Below are 21,719 nucleotides of genomic sequence, written 5' to 3'. Positions count from 1 at the left end.
GATTTTATGTTAAAAAATATAATAAAAGAAAATGTTGAAAACATTAAACAAACGATACTTATATCTAAGGCTGACTTAGTTAAATTTTATAAAGGTGCTGCTTTAGGATATTCTTGGGCCGTTATAAGACCTATGGTAACAATACTTGTTTACCTTTTTGCATTTACATTTATAAGAACAAGTTCAAAAGTTGATGGATTTGAATACTTTATATGGTTAATTGCAGGTTTATGTCCATGGTTTTTTGTTAATGATGCAATAGTTGGAGGAGCTATGTCTATTAGACAGTACAGACATTTTGTAACTAAGATGAAGTTTCCAATATCAACTATACCAACATTTGTAATACTATCAAAACTATATGTTCAAGTTATGTTACTTTTATTAGCTATGGTTATATTTGCGTTTTTTGGATACTACCCTGATATATACTATTTACAGTTCTTATATTATATTCCTGTAATGTATATATTCTTCTTAGTACTTTCATGGACGTTATCATCACTATCAGTAATTAGTAGAGACTTTGAAAATTTAGTTAAAGCAGCAATTCAAGCAGTATTATGGTTAACACCAATACTTTGGAATATAAAAAGTGTACATTCCCCTGTATTAAAGTTTATACTTAAACTAAATCCAGTTAACTACTTTGTTGAAGGATATAGAAATACACTACTTTATAAACAATGGTTTTTCGAAAGCACATATTCAATATACATATGGATTGTAATTATAATTGTAGCGCTAATTGGAAGTCATATTTATAAGAAACTATACAAAGATTTTGCGGACGTTTTATAAGGAGAAGAGTTATGGAATATGCAGTTGAGTTTAATAATGTAGTTAAAGAATATAAACTATATAAAGATGATAAAGATAGATTTAAAGATCTATTTTGGGGAAAGAGATACACTCCATATAGAGCTATAGATAAGCTTGATTTAAAACTACCAAAAGGTGAAGTTATTGGTATACTTGGCAAGAATGGTTCAGGTAAATCAACAATCCTTAAGATGGTAACTGGAGTTGTTTATCCAACAGAGGGAGAAATAGTTGTAAATGGTAAAGTATCAGCTCTATTAGAATTAACAGCTGGATTTGACCTTGAACTTACAGGTAGAGAAAATATATACCTTAAAGGTTACTCTATGGGAATGATTAGAAGTGAAATAAATGAAAAGATTGATGATATAATTGAATTCTCAGAACTTGGAGATTATATAGAGCAACCAGTAAGAATGTATTCAAGTGGTATGAAGGCTCGTTTAGGTTTTGCTGTAGCAGTTAATATTGATCCCGATATATTAGTTGTCGATGAAGCATTAGCAGTTGGTGATGAAATATTTAGAGAAAAGTGTATGAATAGAATGGATAAATTCAGAGATGAAGGAAAGACTATATTATTCGTATCACACTCATTACCTCAAATGAGAGATTTCTGTACAAAAGGTGTTTGGCTACATCAAGGAAAAATGATAGCTGAAGGAGAAATCGATGAAATAGCTAATATGTATAAGCATTATTTAAACGGAGTATCTGTTGAAAAGATATTAGAAGATATAGATAAGTACAAGGACTTAGTAGAAATAAAGCAAAGCCTTACAGATATCGATATGTATGATGATTATGTAGAATTTAAAGGATATATTCAAGTAGAGCCTAATAATAAAAAGTATGACCTTTTAAATATTATGTTACATCAAGATGATAATATAATTAAATTCGGAAATGTTAAAACAGAGTATAAGAAAGATGCAAATAAATTATATTATGCAGCTACTATAAAATTTAAAGATATCCAAAAGGGATACTATAATGTAGAATTAGATATTGATGTACAAGGAGAGCCATATATTAGGCAGGCATGGTGTACGAACAAGGTCGGACAATTTATGGCTAAAGAACACAATATATCATTAATCATTAAAAATAATAGACTAAAGATAAAAAAAGATTAGATATAAATAGAAAAAACCGCTAAGGATAAGTAAAGGCTACTTTCTTTAGTGGTTTTTAAGTATTAAATATTAAAATTAATGTAATAAAATACTTAAGAATTATGATACAATTATAATAATATGGAAATAAAATTATGAACATAAGCACAAAGGAGTGATATTGTGATTTACGCAGAGATATTAGCAGGTGGAAAAGGCACTCGTATGGGAAATACTGAAATGCCTAAGCAATTTTTAAAGATTGGAGAAAAGCCAATAATAATACATACATTAGAGACTTTTTTACTAAATACTAGATTTAATAAAATAATAATAACAACACCAAAGCAATGGATACAACATACAAACGATTTAATAAATAAATATATACCAAGCAATTTAAAAGAAAACATAGTAGTGTGTGCAGGTGGTACAGATAGAAATGAATCAATAATGAGTGGTATTAGATATATAGAAAAAGAATTTGGACTAAATGATGATGACGTTATAGTTACTCATGATGCAGTTAGACCATTTTTAACTCATAGAATAATAAATGATAATATAGATTCTGCTTTAGAATTTGGAGCATGCGATACGGTAGTTCCAGCTTTTGATACAATAGTAAAATCAGTAGATGGAGATATAATAAGTGATATCCCAAGACGTGACTTTATGTATCAAGGTCAAACACCTCAAAGTTTCAACATAAAGGAATTAGTTTCACTTTATAATTCATTAACTAGTGAAGAAAAAGAAGTATTAACAGATGCTGCAAAAATATTTGTTGTTAAAGGCAAGAATGTTAAGTTAGTTCAAGGAGAAGTATTTAATATGAAGATAACAACTCCATATGACTTAAAATTAGCAAATGCTTTAGTGAGGGATGATTTAAATGATAAATAAAGTATACAGATTAATTGCTCCTAAACAAATAACTGTAGAATTTGAGGAAAGAAGCCTAGATGGTGAAGGTATCATCGTAAGACCTACAAGATTATCAGTATGTGCAGCAGACCAAAGATATTATACTGGATCTAGAGGAAAGGAAGCTATGAAAAAGAAACTTCCTATGGCTCTTATTCATGAAGGTGTTGGAGAAGTTATTTACGATCCAAAGGGAGAGTTTAAACCAGGTGATACAGTAGTTATGATCCCAAATACTCCAACTCAAACAGACAATATAATAGCAGAAAACTATTTAAGAACAAGTAAATTTAGAGCAAGTGGATACGATGGATTCATGCAACAATACGTATTTATGGGAAGAGATCGTATTATAAAATATGATAATATAAACCATGATGTTGCATCATTCTTAGAACTTATAAGTGTATCAGCTCATGCAATCCATAGATTTGATAAAAAAGCTCACGATAGAAGAGATGTAATAGGAGTCTGGGGAGATGGAAGTGTAGGATTTATTACTGCATTAATACTTAAAAAGAAATTCCCAGAATCAAAGATAGTTGTATTTGGTAAAAATGAAGAGAAGCTTAATTTCTTCTCATTTGTTGATGAAACATATTCAATTGATAACATTCCAGAAGGTTTAATGGTTGACCATGCATTTGAAGCTGTCGGAGGAAAAGGAAGTGAATATGCTATTGACCAAATAATTGATTATATTAATCCAGAAGGAACTATTGCAATACTTGGTGTTTCAGAAAATAGAGTCCCAATAAATACTAGAATGGTTCTAGAAAAAGGTTTATCTATTATAGGAAGCAGTAGAAGTGGAAGAAGTGACTTCCAAGAAGCAGTAGATTTCTTAGAAGAACATGAAGATGCTCAAAATCAATTACAAAAGCTAATTTCAGCAGTAATTGATGTAAGAGAAATTTCAGATATAATAAAGGGATTTGAGCATGATTTAACAACTCCGTTTAAGACTGTTTTAAATTGGAGAGTTTAATATTAAAATGAGGGCCCTTTAATTAAAGGGCCTTTAAATATATCTTAAGGTGAGGATATTAATAAATGAAAACATTAGAAAGAGTAATACTTAAATACGTATTAAGAATCATATATGTATTTTCATGTATATTTCCTGTTAAAAAGAGAATAGTATTTGCAACTTATAGAAATGATACTATGAATGGTAATTTTAAATATATACATGATGAAATAATGAGAAGAGATACAGGATATGAATGTAAATTCCTATATGAAAAATATAGTGGTGGATTGAGTGGAACTATAAAATATTTTTTACATATGATGAAAGCAACTTTTTATATGGCTACATCAGAATATTTTCTTATAGATGATTTTTACTTCCCTGTTTACACAGTAAATAAACTTAGAAAAGGAACTGAAGTGGTTCAAGTATGGCATGCATGTGGTGCATTTAAGAAATTTGGATTTAGTATACTAGATAAAAACTTTGGTGCAGATAATAATTATGTAAAATATATTCCAATACACAGCAATTATTCACATGTTTTAGTAAGTTCAAAAGAAGTAGCTAAATATTATGCAGAAGCATTTAATATGAGTGAAGATAATATAGATCCAATTGGAATACCAAGAACTGATATATTCTTTAATGAAGAAATGCAAGATGCTGCAAAAGAAAAGGTTTATAATAAGTATCCAGAAATAAGAGGAAAGAAAATAGTTTTATATGCTCCAACATTTAGGGGAAATAGTCAATCAGATGCAAAAGCTGCTTTAAGCTTTGATATAGACAAAGTAGTAGATACACTACCAGAAGATTATATATTAGCGCTTAAGATGCACCCATTTGTAAAGGATGGAATTAAAACTGATAATAAGAGAGTTGTGGATTTATCAGATTATCCTGCAATAAATGATATTTTAGTTATGACAGATTTACTTATAACAGATTACTCATCAATTGTATTTGAGTATTCATTACTTGAAAGACCAATGATTTTCTATGCAGATGATTTAAATTCATATGAACATGAAAGAGATTTCTATTATCCATATGAAAGCTTTGTGCCAGGACCTATAGCAACAAATACAGAAGAACTTGTTGAAGTTTTAAATAATAGTAGTTGTGATTATGAAAAAATTAAAGAATTTAAAAATAAATTCTTTGATGATGTTGATGGACTTGCGTCAAAAAGATTCGTAGATAGAATTATTTTAAAGAAAGATAACTAGGTGATACATATGAAAAAGGTTATATTTATATCATCAACTGGAGGACACCTATCTGAATTAATGCAGCTAAAAAGAATATTTGATAACTATGATTACCATATAATAACGGAAAAGACTGATACAACTATAAAGTTAAAAAATCAGTATGGTAAAAGAATAGATTATTTAGTATATGGTGCTAGAAATTATTTATTTAGTTATATTTTTAAATTTTCTTATAATGTAATAAAATCATTTTTCTTATATTTAAAAATAAGACCTGATGTTATTGTAACAACAGGGGCTCATACTGCAGTTCCAATTTGTTATATAGCAAAATTCTTTAAAAAGAAGATTATATTCGTTGAATCTTTTGCTAGAGTTAATTCTAAAAGTATGTCAGGAAAGATGATTAATAAGATTGCTGATGTATTTTTAGTACAACATAAAGAGTTACTAGATGTATATGAGAATTCAAATTATAAAGGAGATTTATATTAATGATATTCGTTATTTTAGGAACGCATGAATTAGAATTTAAGAGATTACTTAAATATTTAGAAGATATGGATATAAAAGAAAAAGTTGTAATACAGTCAGGAAATACACAATTTTCTTCAGAAAAATATGAAATAATACCGTTTTTATCTCAAGGTGATTTTGATAAATATATAGATGAAAGTGAGCTTATAATAACTCATGGAGGTGTAGGTTCAATACTTACAGGACTTAAACATAATAAAAAGGTTATAACAATGGCTAGACTTTCAAAATATAATGAGCATAATGATGATCATCAACTAGAAATATGTAATAAGCTTTCAAAAGAAGGATATACAATTAACTGTACAGATTTTGAATCATTAAAAGAAGCTATTTATAATTATAGAGATATAGAACTTAAACCTTATGTCTTTAATAATGATGAATTAGTAAACTTTATAGATGAAACAATAAAAAATATATAAAAGTAATGGGATGTTCTAAAACATCCCATTTTTCGTATATATTTTATAGATTAAATAACTCCTAAAAGGGTAAATTAATATTAGTATAGAAGGTAAGGAGATTATCTTATGAAAGAAAGTACACTAATTACGATTTTAGGAGAACATAATGAAAGTGGAATAATATTAGCAAATAAGTATAACTTTAAAGAAGTAATAATAATTTCAGATAAAGAAAATGAAAGTAAATCATTAAAGCTTAAAGAAAGCTATTTAAATAAAAACAATAAACTTAAAGTTGATATAGTATTTAAAGATTTTGAGCACTATATATCTAACAATGATAATAATAAACTCACAATAAATTTAACATTAGATGATACTTTAAAAGCATTAAAATTACTTAATTTATGTAATATAACAAATAATTATGGAGTATATGTTGATATAATAGGGAAGAAAGAATATTGGTTTAATAATGATATGAAAGTATTAAAGGAAGAACCGATTGATTTAGATATTGATGATATGTTTGAAGCCTCAGGGAATAATATAATAGCACATGAATGTAAGTACAAAAAAGATAAATACATATTAGAATTTGCAAAGACAATATATAATAATTTAGAGCTTTGGCATAAATACAAGCAAAGACTTTATGATAATAAATTATTTGAACATGATATTGAAGATAGTACGGTTATACATATAAATAAAGATAGTTTAAATACTGAAGAAAAGTATATTTTAGACAAGATATTAAAAAAGCTAAAAGAATTTAAGTTAATAGAAATTAAAGAAGACATGAAGATACATGTAAGATTTTTAAATGAATATCTTAAAGGATTTATATTTAAAAGTGGAACATGGCTTGAAGTTTTAACCGAAAGTATAGTAGAAGAGATAAGTTCTGTAGATGAAGTTAAAAGTGGAGTAGTCTTTCTTTGGGATAGTAAGCGTAATAATATAAAAAATGAATTAGATGTAGTTGCTGTTAAGGATTCCACTATGGTCTGTATATCTTGCAAAGACAGTGCTAAGTATGATGAAAATGCTCTAAATGAATTAGAAGTATATAGTAATAAAATTGGGGGAATTAATGCTAGAAAAATATTAGTAGCAACAAGACAACCGTTAAAATCATCAGTTAGAGATAGGGCAAGAGAAATGGATATACATTTAGTTATAGTGGATAGTGATATAAATATATTTAAAAAGACTTTAGAAAAAATAATAAACAAGTAAAAGCTCAGGATTTAAACACTCCTGAGCTTTTATTTATGTTATAATTTAAAAGTTTTATTTAATACTTTAGTACCGATTTTTTCACCCATAAGAACTTTAGTTTCATATCCTAGTTTAGTTTGTTCTATAATATCTTCATCAATTTCTACAATATTTTTCTTGAAGAATAAAATTACAGTTGAACCACCAAATTTAAAGTATCCTTTTTCATCACCTTTAGAAACTCTTTTTCCAGCAGGGCAACTTTGAATTATACTACCAACACAAGTTGCTCCAACTTCCACATATAAAACATTATCAAAATTATCAGATTTAAATACAGACCATTCACGTTTATTTTGACAAAATAGTTTTGGTATTTTATCTACAGCAACTGGATTTACTGAATAATAATTTCCTTTTATGTAATGATTTTTTCCTGAAACACCAGAATCGATAAAGTGATATCTATGGTAATCAGTAGGACATAATCTAAAGATTAAGCAGGTTCCCCCTTCATACTCATTAGAGACTTTCTCGTCTCCTAATAATTCACTTAAACTATAAGTTATACCTTTTACTTGAACAAGATTATTCATATCTATATGTTCATATGCTAAAACTCTACCGTCAACTGGAGATATTAAAGTATCTTTTGACTTATTTATAGGTCTTGCACTTGGATTTACAGTTCTTGCAAAGAAATCATTAAATGTAGTGAATTCTGATGCTGATTTTGAATACATGTTCATATCTATATTAAAATCATTAATAAACTGTGGTATTTTCTTTTTACTTGATTTAGTATCACAGAAAAAACCGTAAACTTTAGAACATAATTTCTTTTTAAATACTAGTTCAGTTAATCTTTTACCGGCAGGGGATTCATAGCACCAATCTAAGTATTTCTTACCAGCAACCTTTTCTTCTTCATATGATTTTGTAGTTCTATTATATACAAGTATCATTATTGACTCCTTTTTGTTAATATTTTAGGAATTTTCATAATAAAAGTATAGTAGAAAGCAATCCTAAATGCAAGTTATAGGAAATTCCAATTGATATTGTTCTTATAATAAGGTAAAATTTAATTTGTGAGTTAAATAAGTAGGTTGTTTAAATTTGAAACCATATGGTAATATTAGTTAAAAATATAACGAAGTTTTGTTAAAAGGCTTTAAATTTATATTGATGGAGGTACGTCTTTTAGGATGAAAAAAATAATTATTAATGAAAAAGAAATCCAAGTTGCTGAAGGTACTACTATACTTGAAGCAGCAAGAGCAAATGGAATAGACGATATTGCAACTCTTTGCTATTTAAAAGAATGTGGTAATGTTGGAAAATGTGGAGTATGTGCTGTTGAAGTAGAAGGTAAACCAAATCTTGTACTAGCATGTCTTGCAAAAGTAGAAGACGGTATGGTTGTTAGAACTAATACTGAAAAAGTACAAGAAAGAGTTAAATCAAGAGTTTCAACACTACTTAATAAGCATGAATTTAAGTGTGGTCCATGCTCAAGAAGAGAAACTTGCGAATTCTTAAAATTAGTTATTAAAAGTAAAGGAAGAGCTACAACGCCTTTCCTACCAAAAGATAAAAGTGAATTTGTTGATGAAAGAAGTGCATCAATAACTATAGATAGAACAAAGTGTGTGTTATGTGGTAGATGTCAATCAAGCTGTAAAGTTAAATCAGGTACAGAAGCTATTAAAATAGCTAACTTTGATGGAACTAGAATGGTTGCACCAACAGATAACAAATGTTTCGATGATACAAACTGTTTACTATGTGGACAATGTGTATCTGCATGTCCAGTTGCTGCATTAGAAGAAAAGTCACATATTGAAAGAGTTGAAGAAGCTTTAAAAGATCCAAATAAGCATGTAATAGTTGCAATGGCTCCAGCTGTAAGAACTTCAATGGGTGAATTATTCAAAATGGGTTACGGGGCAGATGTAACAGGTAAGTTATATACTGCATTAAGAGAAATAGGATTCGATAAAGTATTTGATATAAACTTTGGTGCTGACATGACAATAATGGAAGAAGCTACTGAGCTTATTCAAAGAATAAATGCAGGTGGTCCATTCCCTATGTTTACTTCATGTTGTCCAGCGTGGGTAAGACAAGTTGAAAATTATTATCCAGAACTTATAGATAATTTATCATCAGCTAAGTCACCACAACAAATATTCGGTGCTGCATCAAAAACATACTATCCAGAAATATCTGATATAGATCCTAAAAATGTATTTACAGTAACAGTTATGCCTTGTACAGCTAAAAAGTACGAAGCAGATAGACCTGAAATGGAAAATAACGGACTAAGAAATATAGATGCTGTTATAACAACAAGAGAATTAGCAAGAATGATTAAAGCAAGAAAAATTGACTTTGCTAACCTTGAAGATGGTGTTCAAGATCCTGCTATGGGAGAATACACTGGTGCAGGTGTAATTTTCGGAGCAACTGGTGGAGTTATGGAAGCTGCTATAAGAACAGCTAAAGATTTTGTTGAAAATAAAGATATAGAAAACATTGAATATGAACAAGTTAGAGGATTAGATGGAATCAAAGAAGCTACTGTAAATATAGGAGGAAATGACTATAATGTAGCTGTAATAAATGGTTCAGCAAATCTTTTCAAATTCATTGAAAGTGGAAAAATGAACGAAAAAGATTATCACTTTATCGAAGTAATGGCTTGTCCAGGCGGATGTGTAGACGGTGGCGGACAACCTCATGTAAGCGCATCAGATAGAGAAAAAATTGATGTAAGAGCAGTAAGAGCATCAGTATTATATAATCAAGACAAGAACTTCGCTAAGAGAAAATCTCATAAAAACGAAGCTTTATTAAATATGTACAAAAATTACATGGGAGAACCAGGACATGGAAAAGCTCATGAATTACTACATCTTAAATATAAGAAAAAAAGCGAAAAATAGAAGTTTTTTAAATCTATAATAATATATATTTACAGTAAATCTCATACTAAGGTTAGTATGAGATTTATTTTTTTTTCTATAAATTAACTTTTTTTAAAATTTATATATAGAGAATAATGTATTATTTATATAAAGAGAGAAGGTGGTTTATATTAGTGAAGAAGTTTAGGAATTTAATGGAAAAATTAGACAAATTATTGCTAAAGGTTAACTTTCCAATATTAGCAGTTATACTTGTTATTTTAATAGGTTCTATTACTTTATTTATAAAGCCTATTATTGGAGTTGCTGATAACGGGGATTTCTTTAGAATAATAAGTCAAAACGATTTACACTATTTAAATAATAATCCGGAAGATGAAAGTGAACGATTCCTTAGTTATTTTCAAAAGGATTATGGAATAAATCAATTTTATAATAATTCTCAAAGACTTTTAATATCTACTCAATCTTTACTAATAAGGCCAGCTATATTTTTAAGTAAATTAGTAACAGGAAATGACAAGGTATTTGACATTAGATTTTTAGCAGTAATATTACTAGTTTTTCAAGCAATAGCCGCTTATTTATTAGTAAAGGTATTTACTAATGATGTAAAAAGACCAACGTTAAAATTACTAATAACATTATTATATATTTTTATATTTATGGATACAGGATATATAGCTTACTTTAATTCTTTTTATGGAGAAGGGGTTAATATTCCATTTTTCTTATTAAGCGTAGGTATTCTTTTATATATGATAAAGTTTAATAAGTTTAAGTGGTATAACTTACTAGCATTTTTAGTAACATCCTTTATATTTTTTGGGGCAAAGCAGCAACTTGCACCAACTGGGATTTTGCTAGCTATATTAACATGGAGAATAATATGTTATAAGAATAATAAAAAATCAATAAAAGTAATATCTATAATGATGATTTTGACATTTGTTATTGGTGCAGTATTTTTCTATAAATCAATAGAAGGAGATTTTAATTTTATAAATAGATACCATTCATTAAATAGAGGAATACTATTAGATGAAGGAGATCCAGATAAGATATTAGAAGATATGGGAATAAATAATCAATATTCTCTTTTAGAAAATACAATATATTTTTCAGATGTATCCCAAATAGATTTAAATGATAAATCATTAAAAGAGAAATATTATGATCATTTTACAATACTTGATATATTGAAGTATTATGCTTTTCATCCAAAAGATATGATTAAGATGACTAAAATAGGTTTTGATAATGCATATTATATAAGACCTATGGTGCAAGGAAACTATGAAAAGAGTGCCGGTAAGCTGCCAGGAGAGAAATCATATTTCTTTAGTGGATGGAGTTTATTTAAAGCGGATGTTCTGCCACATAACTTACTTGCTTCAATAGCATATATAGGACTATTCTTTTTCTATTCAATAAAGAGGTACATTAATGCTAGAAATTATGATATGGATAATGATTGCTTATTTGAAGAAGCATATTTATATGTTTTTTTAGTTGGTTTTTCCCAGATAGTAATATCATTAATCGGTGCAGGGGATGCCGACCTTTCAAAACATGAACTTATGTATAATGTGTCTTGGGATATGATGTTTCTATATTCTATCGTGAATATAGTCAAAAGAAGAGATAAAAAGGAGGTAAAAAAATGGGATCACTAGATACAAGAAAAAAGATAGATATAACTATAACTATATTAATAACTTTTTTCTTTTTTGTGGGAGTAATATTTAATGTACTTAAATTTCAGAAAAATTTTGAGAACTATTCTATGTTTTTAATATTAGTAGTTACAATGTTAGTTTCATATTATATGACAACAACTTTAGCTTTAATAATAACTCTTGTAGTAGATTTTGTATATATAAGTATTAAGTTATATTTAAGTCTAGGTGGAGAGACAACAATAACATCAGCTACTTATTTTTGGATCATTATGGTTGTAATAGCAGTCCTTATTACATCAATTTTATCTAGACAAATTTATGATATTCAAAAAGAATTAACTGAAGTAAAAGATAGAAATAATAAGCTTGTAATGATAGATCATAAAACTGGAATGAGAAATTCAAGAGCCTTTATGAATGAAATGCCAATATATATGAGTATGTCAAGGAGACATAAGGAGCTTCCTGTAACGCTAATGGTTACTAGAGTAAAGTATAGTGATAGACTTAGAAGACTTATAGGGGATGAAAAGTATGAGGAAATAATATTATTATTTTCATCTAGAGTAGGTAATCTATTAAGGGATGAAGATAGGAAATATATATTGAATGATGCAACTTTTGCATATATATTACTTGCTCCGAAAGAAGGCGCTGAAGTAGTAAGAAAAAGATTAAAGGACGATATAAGTAAAATAGTTTTAGATGAAGATAGTATTTTAGGTGGAATAAACTTAGAGGTTCAAATCGGATTTGAAACTTTAAATGATGAAATTATAGATGCTGCGGACTTTTTAAAGAAAGCAGAGATCGCTGGTGACTATGATGTATAAGTGCTTTAGAAAAAGCATGATTTTCATATCATTTATAGCTATTTTAATTACATCAATGATTAATATAAATGTATATGCAAGTGATAACAATGATAAGATATTAATTCTTTATGATACTTATAAACAGTATGCAGGAAAAAATAACGAATTAGGTTACATAAATAATATGGCTATATCCACAGGAAATCTAGTAGATATAGTAAATATTAAGTCTTATAAAGATAGCGATATTTATAACTACAATAAAGTTATTATTCTATGCAATTTAGAAGGAAGTATTAAAGAGAGTTTAAAAGAAAATATAAAAAAATTTAATGGAGATATATTTTGGGTTGGGAAAAACTATGATGAATTTAAAAATCAAAAGAAAATATTGCATATTGATTTGGATTATTTAAATAGTTCTTCCGAAGAAAAGCTATTTAATGCATTTGGATATAGAAATGACTTTAATAAAAATAGATATATTTTAATAGATAATGTAACTCCTTTTATAGATTTAAATGATTTAGTTGATAAGATATCTTATTTATATCAAAATGGAATACAATTTGTAATAAGTACAATACCTGTATTTGAAAATACAAACTTCAATGCAATGAAAAGATATGCAGAAGTCTTAAGATATGCTGAATCTAGAGGTGGAACTATAATAATGCATAATCCATACTTAGAAGTTGAAAATGCCCCGGCTAAAGATATTATAAGTAAGTGCATAATAGGATATAAAAATTACTTAGACTATTGGGTATATCCAGTGGCTTTAGATATGCCTAAGTCATATTTATATAGAGATGATATGAAGCCACTTTTAAGTAAAAGTAATACAATATTTCTTCAAGAAGCTGAAGATACAGGTATATTAGATTTTGCGGGTTTTCAAAATAATAAATTTAGTAATGTAATACAGAAGATAAATTATGAAAATATAGATAAAAGTAATTATAAAGACTTTGAAAATACTGCCATATCTATAGATAATAAAAACTCTTATAAAGATTTTAAAAAAATAGTAAGCAATCTTATAGATAATGGAATTTATTTTAACAATCCTAGTTATATAAATTCTAAAGTGACTTTAGGTAATGATATTTTAGTATCAGGAGGAAATGGAATCTATTTAAATAATAAGCCTGTAACTCAAAATACTTTTATCGATGAAAAAGGGTTTGAAGAAGCCATTTTAAAAGGCAATAAAAATATAGAAATCCCAAAGGAAGAGGATAAATATATAAATATTTCGAGTCCAAGAAAGGTCATAGTAGTAGTATCAATAATAGCATGTATCATTTTCCTTGTAATAGTTATTTTAAGTAGAAAGATTGATAGGAAAAAATACTTTAAATAAGGGGGGATACAATGAATATATTTGATTATTTAGCCCTATACTCATTAGCGGTAATATGGATAATAATTTTTATTAATGTAATTTTAGTAGTAGCAGGATATGTTTATTATACTAAGGTTGAAAAAATTAAGATGGAAGAAGACCTTAAAGAGTTTCCTTTTGTATCAATTATGATTCCAGCACATAATGAAGCTTTAGTTATAGAAAGGACAGTTCAATCACTTCTTAATCTAGATTATCCAGATGATAGATATGAAATTATAGTTGTGAATGATAATTCAAGTGATAATTCACATGAAATATTAACTAACATGCAAAAGAAAAATCCAGATAGGAACTTGATTGTAATAAGTACAGATAGTACAAATGGGGGTAAGGGAAAATCCAATTCTTTAAATATTGGATTTAAGGCAAGCAAAGGTGAAATTTTAGCAATATATGATGCTGATAACACTCCAGAAAAGAAAGCACTAAAGTATTTAGTTCAAACTCTTATTAAAGATGATAGTCTTGGTGCAGTAATAGGGAAATTCAGATGTAGAAATAGAGCGAGAAATTTACTTACAAAATTTATAAATATAGAAACATTAACATTTCAATGGATGGCTCAAGCCGGAAGATGGCAACTTTTAAATTTATGTACTATTCCAGGAACTAATTATGTAGTAAGAAGAAGCATAATAGAAGAGATGAATGGATGGGATACTAAAGCAATAACAGAAGATACTGAAATGAGCTTTAGAATGTACAGAATGGGATATAAAATAAAATTTATGCCACTTGCAGTTACATGGGAGCAAGAACCTCAAACACTTAATGTTTGGATAAAACAAAGAACAAGGTGGGTAAAAGGGAATACCTATGTTGTAATTAAAAATTTTAAGTATCTATTTAAGAGAGATGCAGGTGTAACTAGGTTTGATATCTTATATTATGCAACTACATATTTTCTATTTTTATCAGCAAGCATAATATCAGATGGCTTATTCGTACTTGGAATGGCTGGAGTAATTCATCTTGATATACAAGGATATGGTTCTATGCTATGGATAGTTGCAATACTTATGTTTATATTGTCTATAATGGTTGCAATATCAACAGAAAAAGGAGAGCTTACTTTTAAAAATGTATGCGTAATATTTCTTATGTATTTTATATATTGTAAGCTTTGGGCTCTTGTAGCTGTCCTTGGATTATATAACTATATAATGGATATAGTGTTTAAAAGAAAAGTAATATGGTATAAAACACAAAGATTTTAGGAGGGAGGATTTTCCAATGGGGAATAAAAAAATATTTAAATTCATTACTACAATAGTAATAGTATTTAGTTTTGCATTTTTATTTCAATTTAATATAAATAGCAAAAAGGCAGAAGCAGCCCCTAGTAATAGTATTACGAAGGAAGAGAATCAGAAAACTTTTAATATAGATTCTGATGTAGTATTTAAAGGTGTATTTTCATCGCATAGTTGGTTCTTTGATGTAGATAAGTGGTGGAGTACTAATGAGGTTACTGGGGAAATAACATTTAGTATAAATCAAGTTGTACAAAAAGGAGTAGAATCATATTTAACTTTTTCAGTAAATGATGTTCCATTTAAATCTGAAAAGATAGCATATAATCCAAAACAGGAAAGACAAACATTAAGATTTACAATTCCAAAGAAACTGTTTAAAGAAGGTAGTAATAAATTTACCGTAAATGCTTATGCTAGAGTTTCTGATATGCCTTGTGTAGATGATGTTAATCCAGCAAACTGGTTAGATATATTTAAAGATTCTAAAATCGTAGTAAAGTACAATGAAGTTGCTGCAAATAATGATATAGCTAATTTCCCTTATCCATTTATAAAAGAAAATGATAGCAAAGATACAGGAACAGCAATTGTAATACCAGATAAATATAGTGATTCAGATTTAGAATCTGCATTCATGCTTAATGCGTATTTAAGTAGTATTTATAAAAATAATTCTGCAGATAGCAATTATAATGAGCCTATAATAAAATATTCAGATATCAGTAAATATAAAGATTATAATCTTATATATATAGGTGAAAAAGATACTTTACCAAATGAACTAAAATCACAATTTAATGGGGTTGATGATGGAAATTTCAAAGATGGTTCTCTTATTAAGATTATAAATTCACCATATTCAAAGAATGAAAACACTAAGGTATTATCTATAGTTTCAAATAATGCTGCAATGATGAAAAAAGCAGTTAAATTTATGATGAATGATAATTTAGTAAGTCAATTATTTCAGGATCAATATATAGTAAATGGAAATACAGAGGAGCTTGATAAAGCTTATGAGCCTTCAAATGAAGTTACATTTAAGAGTCTTGGATATGATGATATTTTACTAAAAGGACCATTTAGAAGAACTGCAAATTTAAATTACTATATTCCAAGAAATAAGGTTTTAGCTAATGGTGGAAAAATAAAATTAAATATGAGATACTCACAAAATCTAGATTTTAATAGATCGTTAGTTAGTGTTTATATAAATGGAATACCAATAGGAAGTAAAAAGCTTACAATGGATAATGCAAATGGCGATAGTGTTGAACTTACAATACCAAATGATGTTAAGGATACAAGTTATCTTAATATACAAATTGCATTTGATTTAGAAATGCAAGGTCAGTGGTGTCAAAAGAGAGAAGAACAAACTCCATGGGCAGTAGTTACAGGAGACTCATATCTTTACCTTCCAAGCTCAGAAGAACTTAATTACTATTTTGATAAGTATCCAAATCCATTTATAAAAAATAATCAGTTTAATAATACTTTATTAATTGTCCCAACTAGTATGACATCAGATGATATATCAACAATTGGTAACATGATTGCTTATTGGGGAAAAGACTTAAAGTATAATAATGGAGATTTATTTGTTAAAGCTGGTTCTAAAAACTTAGGAGATGATAAAGATAGTCATAACTTAGTTGTATATGGAACACCAGAAAATAATCCATTTATAAAAGAATTAAACAAAGATTTATGGTTTAAATATAATAATGATTTTACAGGATTTGAATCTAATGAAAAACTTTATTTGACATCACCATTTAACTCACAAATAACAACATATCAGTTATGTAAATCACCATTTAATAAGCAATTTGGAATGTTAGTTTTAACATCACCAGATAATAGTTTATTAAATCAATCTGTAAATTACTTCTTAACATCAGATAAGGTATTTGAACTTAATGGAGATTCGGAAGTAATAGATAAGTTCGGTAATATAAAGAGCTTTGTTATGGAGGCTCCTAAAGATAAGACTATATTTGAGCAAGTAAATACTATGGGAGGAAAAGAAAAGCTTCTTTTAATGTTGCTTGTAGTAATAGCAATGTTATTAATACTTTCAGTATTATTATTTGTACGTAAATATAGAAAGTTAGATGGAAAGAAAAAGAAGAATAAAAATGATATAGAAAGTAGATTTAAAGACTTATTTAAAAGGAAGTAAGATAAAGCCCTAAAGCTAAGCTTTAGGGCCTTTATTATTGGCTTTAAGCCTGTTGAGTGCGCAATAGCGTACGAAACATTAAACCACCTGCTATGCGGGTGCGGAAGCGGTTTGTTATACAAAAAAATCACCTTTCCGATATAATGTAGTTGTTCAGGCTACGATATAATGAAAGGAAAGGTGATTTTAATGGCTAATAAAACTAATAGTTTATCTCACACAAAATGGATGTGTAAATATCACATTGTGTTCACTCCAAAGTATAGAAAAAAAGTTATATATAATCAATACAAGGCAAGTATTAGAGATATAATAAAATAACTGTGTGCATACAAAGGAGTAGAAATAATAGAAGGACATTTAATGCCGGAACATGTACATATACTTGTGAGCATCCCTCCAAAGATAAGTGTTTCAAGTTTTATGGGATATTTAAAAGGTAAAAGCGCACTAATGTTGTTTGATAAGCATGCAAATTTAAAGTATAAGTTTGGAAATAGACATTTCTGGGCAGAAGGATACTATGTAAGTACGGTTGGATTAAATGAAGCAACAATAAAGAAATATATTCAAGAGCAAGAAAAACATGATATAGCGATAGATAAGTTAAGTGTAAGAGAGTATGAAGACCCTTTTAAGGGTTAAAAAAGTAATACGTCACCCCTTTAGGGGTAGCAAAAGCGGCAAAGGCAAGTAGCTTGAACAAAATGAAAGCTAGCGCCTTTAGACGCTAGCCGGTAACACTTGGGCTTATAGCCCCAGAGCAAACCACCCGTTGGACGGGTGGTTATGATTTATTAAAATAATTATTTAATTGTTTCTAAATATTCATCATAAGTCATAGTTCTATCAACTAAGCTACCATCTTCTTTAATATCAAAGATTCTGTTTGCTATAGTTTGAACGAACTCATGGTCATGTGATGCAAATAATATAACACTCTTAAAGTCTTTAAGTCCGTTATTTACTGCAGTTATTGATTCAAGGTCTAAGTGGTTAGTAGGTTGGTCTAGCATTAATACATTTGCATTTGAAAGCATCATTCTAGATAACATACATCTAACCTTTTCTCCACCTGAAAGAACTGAAGCTTCTTTTAATGCTTCTTCTCCTGAGAATAACATTCTTCCAAGGAATCCTCTTATATAACTTTCAGATTTTTCATCAGAGAATTGTCTAAGCCAATCAACAAGTGAAAGGTGACAATCGTTGAAGAATTCTGAGTTATCTTTAGGGAAGTATGAAGTTGAGATTGTAATACCCCACTTGAATGAACCGCTATCTGGCTCCATTTCCCCGTTTAATATTTTAAATAATGTAGTAATAGCTATTTCATTAGATCCAATTAAAGCTATTTTATCATCTTTATTAACTCTGAAGCTTATGTTGTCTAAAACTTTAACTCCATCTATAGTCTTGCTTAAGCCTTCAACAACTAATATATCATTACCAACTTCTCTTTCAGGTTTAAATCCAACGAATGGATATCTTCTAGTAGAAGGTTGAATATCATCTAAAGTAATTTTATCTAATAACTTCTTTCTTGAAGTTGCTTGCTTAGATTTTGATGCGTTAGCACTGAATCTAGCAATGAAGTCTTGAAGTTCTTTAATCTTTTCTTCCTTTTTCTTATTTTGATCCTTAGCCATTTGAAGAGCTAATTGGCTTGATTCATACCAGAAATCATAGTTACCAGTAAATATCTTAATCTTACCAAAATCAACGTCAGCTATGTTAGTACAAACTTTATTTAAGAAGTGTCTATCGTGGGATACTACGATAACAGTTCCTTCAAAGTTTATTAAGAACTCTTCAAGCCAGTTTATTGATTTAATATCTAGATGGTTTGTAGGCTCATCTAGAATAAGTATTCCAGGGTTACCGAATAAGGCTTGAGCTAAAAGAACTTTAACCTTTTCTGCACCAGTTAATTCTGAAACTTTCTTATAGTGCATATCAGTTGTGATACCAAGTCCTTGAAGTAATGATGAAGCTTCTGATTCGGCTTCCCATCCATTAAGATCAGCAAATTCTCCTTCAAGTTCTGATGCTTTAATTCCATCTTCATCAGTAAAGTCAGGCTTTGCATATAATGCATCCTTTTCTTTCATGATTTGATATAGTCTTTCATTTCCCATTATTACTGTTTCTAAAACTTCGAACTCATCATATTGGAAGTGGTCTTGTTTTAAAACAGACATTCTTGTATTTGGAGCAATTGAAACTTCTCCTGTATTTGGTTCAACTTCTCCAGAAAGAATTTTTAAGAAAGTACTTTTTCCAGCACCATTAGCTCCAATTACGCCATAGCAGTTTCCAGCAGTGAACTTTAAGTTAACATCTTCAAAAAGCTTACGTCCACCATATCTTAAACTAACATTTGATACAGTTATCAATCTTATTCTACCTCATTTCATAAATATATTTATTTGCCTATTATAACATATAATTTAAAATAAATTCCATAACAAAATAAACATTAAGTAATATGTCCTAAAACCATTGAATTTATGAGGAATATAAAGGAATTAAAAGAATAATTTTTATTGACAAGGATTTTAAAATGATGGTAAAATTAGTTTATAAATAAGTAGGTTGGGAGAATAGTCATGAAGATTTGCATTAACTTAAGTTTAACAAAAAAAGTTAATACAACATATTACTATAACTATTATAGATAAAGTTTGCGTTTATAAAAATTATAGATGCAAACTTTGCGGAGACGTTAGTTTGTGTCTATGATGGTTATGGTTTAATGACTTGTTCGGAATTCATATATTAGCCACATAGGACGAAATTACTATGTGGTATTTTTAAAATTTATAATAATGCCACATAGGATGAAAATCCTATGTGGTTTTTTTATATATTAATTTATTAGTACAGGAGGATATGTAGGATGAAAAGGGAAAGGTTTAAAAGTAGGGCAGGCTTTGTACTATCGTGTATAGGAGCCGCAATAGGACTCGGGAACATATGGATGTTTCCATACAGACTTGGACAGTATGGTGGAGCAGCATTCTTAATACCATACTTCATATTTGTATTTTTACTTGGGACAGTAGGACTTATGACAGAATTTGCATTCGGAAGAAAGTTTAGAGGTGGTTCATCAACCGGAATAAGAAAAGTACTTGAAGAAAAAAAGATAAAGGGAAGTAAACTAATATCCATTATTCCCGCCATTGGATTAATGGGAGTATTCATGTTCTATAATGTTGTTGTAGGGTGGATTATTAAATACTTTAATATGAGTATTACAGGAAAGATTAATGAGATTGATATAAGCACATATTTTGATTCTTTTGCAGGAAGTAGTAGTACAGTAGTTTTTAATTTTATAGCAATCATAATTACTCTTGGAATTGTATATTTAGGAGTGGCAAAAGGAATTGAAAATATAAATAAAATAATAATGCCAGGACTTTTTGTAATATTTATATTATTAGCAATAAGATCACTTACACTTCCAGGAGCTAGCGAAGGAATAAAATACTTATTAACTCCAAATTGGAATTACCTTCTTAAAGTAGATACTTGGGTTATGGCTTTAGGGCAAGCATTCTTTACAGTATCACTTAATGGATGTGGCATGGTTGTTTATGGTAGCTATATTGATAATGAATTTGATATACCAAAATCAGCTTTAAGTACAGCTATCTTAGATACATCAGCAGCACTTTTAGTTTCATTTGTAATAATGCCAGCAGTATTTTCATTTGGACTTGATCCACAAGCTGGACCACCATTACTATTTATAACAATGCCAACAATATTTAAGGCTATGCCAGGCGGTCATATAATAAGCATAATATTCTTCTTAAGCATATTATTTGCAGCGATAAGTTCATCAATAAATATGCTTGAAGGGCCTGTAGAAGCTTTAATGGAAAGAGTTAAATTAAGTAGAAAGAAAGCATCAATTTTACTTGCTCTTATTGGATTTATACTTTCAATACCACTTAATTTAAGTATGAATACTTTTGATAATTTCACTAATTTTATAACTGTTATTATATCTCCTGTAGGAGCACTTATAGTTGCAGTTGTATTCTACTACGTATGTGGTGAAAAGAAAGTTTTAAATGAAGTTAATATTGGAGCAAAAAGAAAGCTTTCTAATGGATTTATATTTATGGGGAAATATGTGTTTACTATAACAACAGTAATAGTAATAATACTTGGAATTATCTATGGAGGAATTGGATAGAATTAATA

Annotated in this window: 17 protein-coding genes and 1 pseudogene; 16 read left to right on the top strand and 2 right to left on the bottom strand. The window is 28.4% G+C overall.

The annotated features are described in order from the left end of the window. The first annotated feature begins 6 nt into the window (after positions 1 to 6). The 8 genes from ACZ5TJ_RS00530 (at position 7) to ACZ5TJ_RS00495 (ending at position 7,240) form a co-directional block, all read left to right on the top strand. On the top strand, positions 7 to 801 hold the full coding sequence (locus tag ACZ5TJ_RS00530; protein ID WP_464200675.1) for an ABC transporter permease: 795 nt from the start codon (positions 7 to 9) through the stop codon (positions 799 to 801). An 11-nt stretch (positions 802 to 812) separates the two neighbouring features. Continuing rightward, positions 813 to 1,958: an ABC transporter ATP-binding protein gene (locus tag ACZ5TJ_RS00525; RefSeq protein ID WP_464200674.1), complete on the top strand. Its 1,146-nt coding sequence runs from the start codon at positions 813 to 815 to the stop codon at positions 1,956 to 1,958. Positions 1,959 to 2,120: 162 nt separating this feature from the next. Beyond that, positions 2,121 to 2,843: an IspD/TarI family cytidylyltransferase gene (locus ACZ5TJ_RS00520; RefSeq protein WP_464200673.1), complete on the top strand. Its 723-nt coding sequence runs from the start codon at positions 2,121 to 2,123 to the stop codon at positions 2,841 to 2,843. After that, a complete protein-coding gene (locus tag ACZ5TJ_RS00515) occupies positions 2,833 to 3,852 on the top strand; it encodes a zinc-binding dehydrogenase (protein ID WP_464200672.1) in 1,020 nt (339 codons plus the stop codon). The genes ACZ5TJ_RS00520 and ACZ5TJ_RS00515 overlap by 11 nt, the downstream gene beginning before the upstream one ends. Positions 3,853 to 3,917: 65 nt before the next feature. Continuing rightward, the gene (locus tag ACZ5TJ_RS00510) at positions 3,918 to 5,069 is read left to right on the top strand and encodes a CDP-glycerol glycerophosphotransferase family protein (protein ID WP_464200671.1); all 1,152 of its coding nucleotides are present in this window, start codon (positions 3,918 to 3,920) and stop codon (positions 5,067 to 5,069) included. Between the two features lie 9 nt (positions 5,070 to 5,078). Then, a complete protein-coding gene (gene pssD / locus ACZ5TJ_RS00505; RefSeq protein WP_464200670.1) occupies positions 5,079 to 5,549 on the top strand; it encodes a PssD/Cps14F family polysaccharide biosynthesis glycosyltransferase in 471 nt (156 codons plus the stop codon). Then, complete coding sequence (gene pssE / locus ACZ5TJ_RS00500) at positions 5,549 to 6,016, top strand: PssE/Cps14G family polysaccharide biosynthesis glycosyltransferase (RefSeq protein ID WP_464200668.1); 468 nt, start codon at positions 5,549 to 5,551, stop codon at positions 6,014 to 6,016. The genes pssD and pssE overlap by 1 nt, the downstream gene beginning before the upstream one ends. Positions 6,017 to 6,124: 108 nt before the next feature. Beyond that, a complete protein-coding gene (locus ACZ5TJ_RS00495; RefSeq protein WP_464200666.1) occupies positions 6,125 to 7,240 on the top strand; it encodes a Card1-like endonuclease domain-containing protein in 1,116 nt (371 codons plus the stop codon). Positions 7,241 to 7,278: 38 nt separating this feature from the next. Here ACZ5TJ_RS00495 and ACZ5TJ_RS00490 read toward each other — a convergent pair whose 3' ends face one another. Beyond that, a complete protein-coding gene (locus ACZ5TJ_RS00490) occupies positions 7,279 to 8,187 on the bottom strand; it encodes a phosphatidylserine decarboxylase (protein WP_464200664.1) in 909 nt (302 codons plus the stop codon). 243 nt (positions 8,188 to 8,430) lie between these two features. Here ACZ5TJ_RS00490 and ACZ5TJ_RS00485 point away from each other — a divergent pair, with 243 nt between their 5' ends. From ACZ5TJ_RS00485 to tnpA, 7 genes and pseudogenes are all read left to right on the top strand, one after another. Further along, a complete protein-coding gene (locus tag ACZ5TJ_RS00485; RefSeq protein WP_464200662.1) occupies positions 8,431 to 10,170 on the top strand; it encodes a ferredoxin hydrogenase in 1,740 nt (579 codons plus the stop codon). A gap of 155 nt (positions 10,171 to 10,325) precedes the next feature. Beyond that, positions 10,326 to 11,828 carry a glycan biosynthesis hexose transferase WsfD gene (wsfD, locus tag ACZ5TJ_RS00480; RefSeq protein WP_464200661.1) on the top strand — a complete coding sequence of 501 codons (1,503 nt, stop codon included), beginning with the start codon at positions 10,326 to 10,328 and terminating at the stop codon, positions 11,826 to 11,828. Next, positions 11,816 to 12,667 carry a GGDEF domain-containing protein gene (locus ACZ5TJ_RS00475; protein WP_464200660.1) on the top strand — a complete coding sequence of 284 codons (852 nt, stop codon included), beginning with the start codon at positions 11,816 to 11,818 and terminating at the stop codon, positions 12,665 to 12,667. The genes wsfD and ACZ5TJ_RS00475 overlap by 13 nt, the downstream gene beginning before the upstream one ends. Beyond that, positions 12,657 to 14,015, top strand: a complete 1,359-nt coding sequence (locus ACZ5TJ_RS00470) for a DUF2334 domain-containing protein (protein ID WP_464200658.1) — start codon at positions 12,657 to 12,659, stop codon at positions 14,013 to 14,015. Before ACZ5TJ_RS00475 ends, ACZ5TJ_RS00470 begins: the two co-directional genes overlap by 11 nt. 11 nt (positions 14,016 to 14,026) lie before the next feature. Then, positions 14,027 to 15,277, top strand: coding sequence for a glycosyltransferase family 2 protein (locus tag ACZ5TJ_RS00465; RefSeq protein WP_464200656.1), 1,251 nt, complete (start codon positions 14,027 to 14,029; stop codon positions 15,275 to 15,277). 16 nt (positions 15,278 to 15,293) lie between these two features. Further along, positions 15,294 to 17,501, top strand: a complete 2,208-nt coding sequence (locus ACZ5TJ_RS00460; RefSeq protein ID WP_464200655.1) for a cellulose biosynthesis cyclic di-GMP-binding regulatory protein BcsB — start codon at positions 15,294 to 15,296, stop codon at positions 17,499 to 17,501. Between the two features lie 189 nt (positions 17,502 to 17,690). Further along, positions 17,691 to 18,146, top strand: a pseudogene (gene tnpA / locus ACZ5TJ_RS00455) (IS200/IS605 family transposase). Positions 18,147 to 18,307: 161 nt separating this feature from the next. Here tnpA and ACZ5TJ_RS00450 read toward each other — a convergent pair. Further along, positions 18,308 to 19,897, bottom strand: coding sequence for an ABC-F family ATP-binding cassette domain-containing protein (locus tag ACZ5TJ_RS00450; RefSeq protein WP_464200653.1), 1,590 nt, complete (start codon positions 19,895 to 19,897; stop codon positions 18,308 to 18,310). Between the two features lie 503 nt (positions 19,898 to 20,400). On the opposite strand from ACZ5TJ_RS00450, the gene ACZ5TJ_RS00445 reads away from it, so the two are divergent. After that, complete coding sequence (locus tag ACZ5TJ_RS00445) at positions 20,401 to 21,711, top strand: sodium-dependent transporter (protein WP_464200651.1); 1,311 nt, start codon at positions 20,401 to 20,403, stop codon at positions 21,709 to 21,711. The last annotated feature ends 8 nt before the right edge of the window (positions 21,712 to 21,719 follow it).

The sequence above is a fragment of the Clostridium budayi genome (assembly GCF_055396605.1).
Note: the sequence above shows the minus strand (reverse complement) of the source record. Positions and strands in the feature narration are given on the sequence as shown.

What these genes read in the sequence shown, in the direction of transcription:
- ACZ5TJ_RS00530 (WP_464200675.1), top strand. Translation starts at nt 7, where the DNA reads ATGTTAAAAAATATAATAAAAGAAAATGTTGAAAACATTAAACAAACG.
- ACZ5TJ_RS00525 (WP_464200674.1), top strand. Translation starts at nt 813, where the DNA reads ATGGAATATGCAGTTGAGTTTAATAATGTAGTTAAAGAATATAAACTA.
- ACZ5TJ_RS00515 (WP_464200672.1), top strand. Translation starts at nt 2,833, where the DNA reads ATGATAAATAAAGTATACAGATTAATTGCTCCTAAACAAATAACTGTA.
- ACZ5TJ_RS00510 (WP_464200671.1), top strand. Translation starts at nt 3,918, where the DNA reads ATGAAAACATTAGAAAGAGTAATACTTAAATACGTATTAAGAATCATA.
- pssD (WP_464200670.1), top strand. Translation starts at nt 5,079, where the DNA reads ATGAAAAAGGTTATATTTATATCATCAACTGGAGGACACCTATCTGAA.
- pssE (WP_464200668.1), top strand. Translation starts at nt 5,549, where the DNA reads ATGATATTCGTTATTTTAGGAACGCATGAATTAGAATTTAAGAGATTA.
- ACZ5TJ_RS00495 (WP_464200666.1), top strand. Translation starts at nt 6,125, where the DNA reads ATGAAAGAAAGTACACTAATTACGATTTTAGGAGAACATAATGAAAGT.
- ACZ5TJ_RS00490 (WP_464200664.1), bottom strand. Translation starts at nt 8,187, where the DNA reads ATGATACTTGTATATAATAGAACTACAAAATCATATGAAGAAGAAAAG.
- ACZ5TJ_RS00485 (WP_464200662.1), top strand. Translation starts at nt 8,431, where the DNA reads ATGAAAAAAATAATTATTAATGAAAAAGAAATCCAAGTTGCTGAAGGT.
- ACZ5TJ_RS00475 (WP_464200660.1), top strand. Translation starts at nt 11,816, where the DNA reads ATGGGATCACTAGATACAAGAAAAAAGATAGATATAACTATAACTATA.
- ACZ5TJ_RS00470 (WP_464200658.1), top strand. Translation starts at nt 12,657, where the DNA reads ATGATGTATAAGTGCTTTAGAAAAAGCATGATTTTCATATCATTTATA.
- ACZ5TJ_RS00465 (WP_464200656.1), top strand. Translation starts at nt 14,027, where the DNA reads ATGAATATATTTGATTATTTAGCCCTATACTCATTAGCGGTAATATGG.
- ACZ5TJ_RS00460 (WP_464200655.1), top strand. Translation starts at nt 15,294, where the DNA reads ATGGGGAATAAAAAAATATTTAAATTCATTACTACAATAGTAATAGTA.
- ACZ5TJ_RS00445 (WP_464200651.1), top strand. Translation starts at nt 20,401, where the DNA reads ATGAAAAGGGAAAGGTTTAAAAGTAGGGCAGGCTTTGTACTATCGTGT.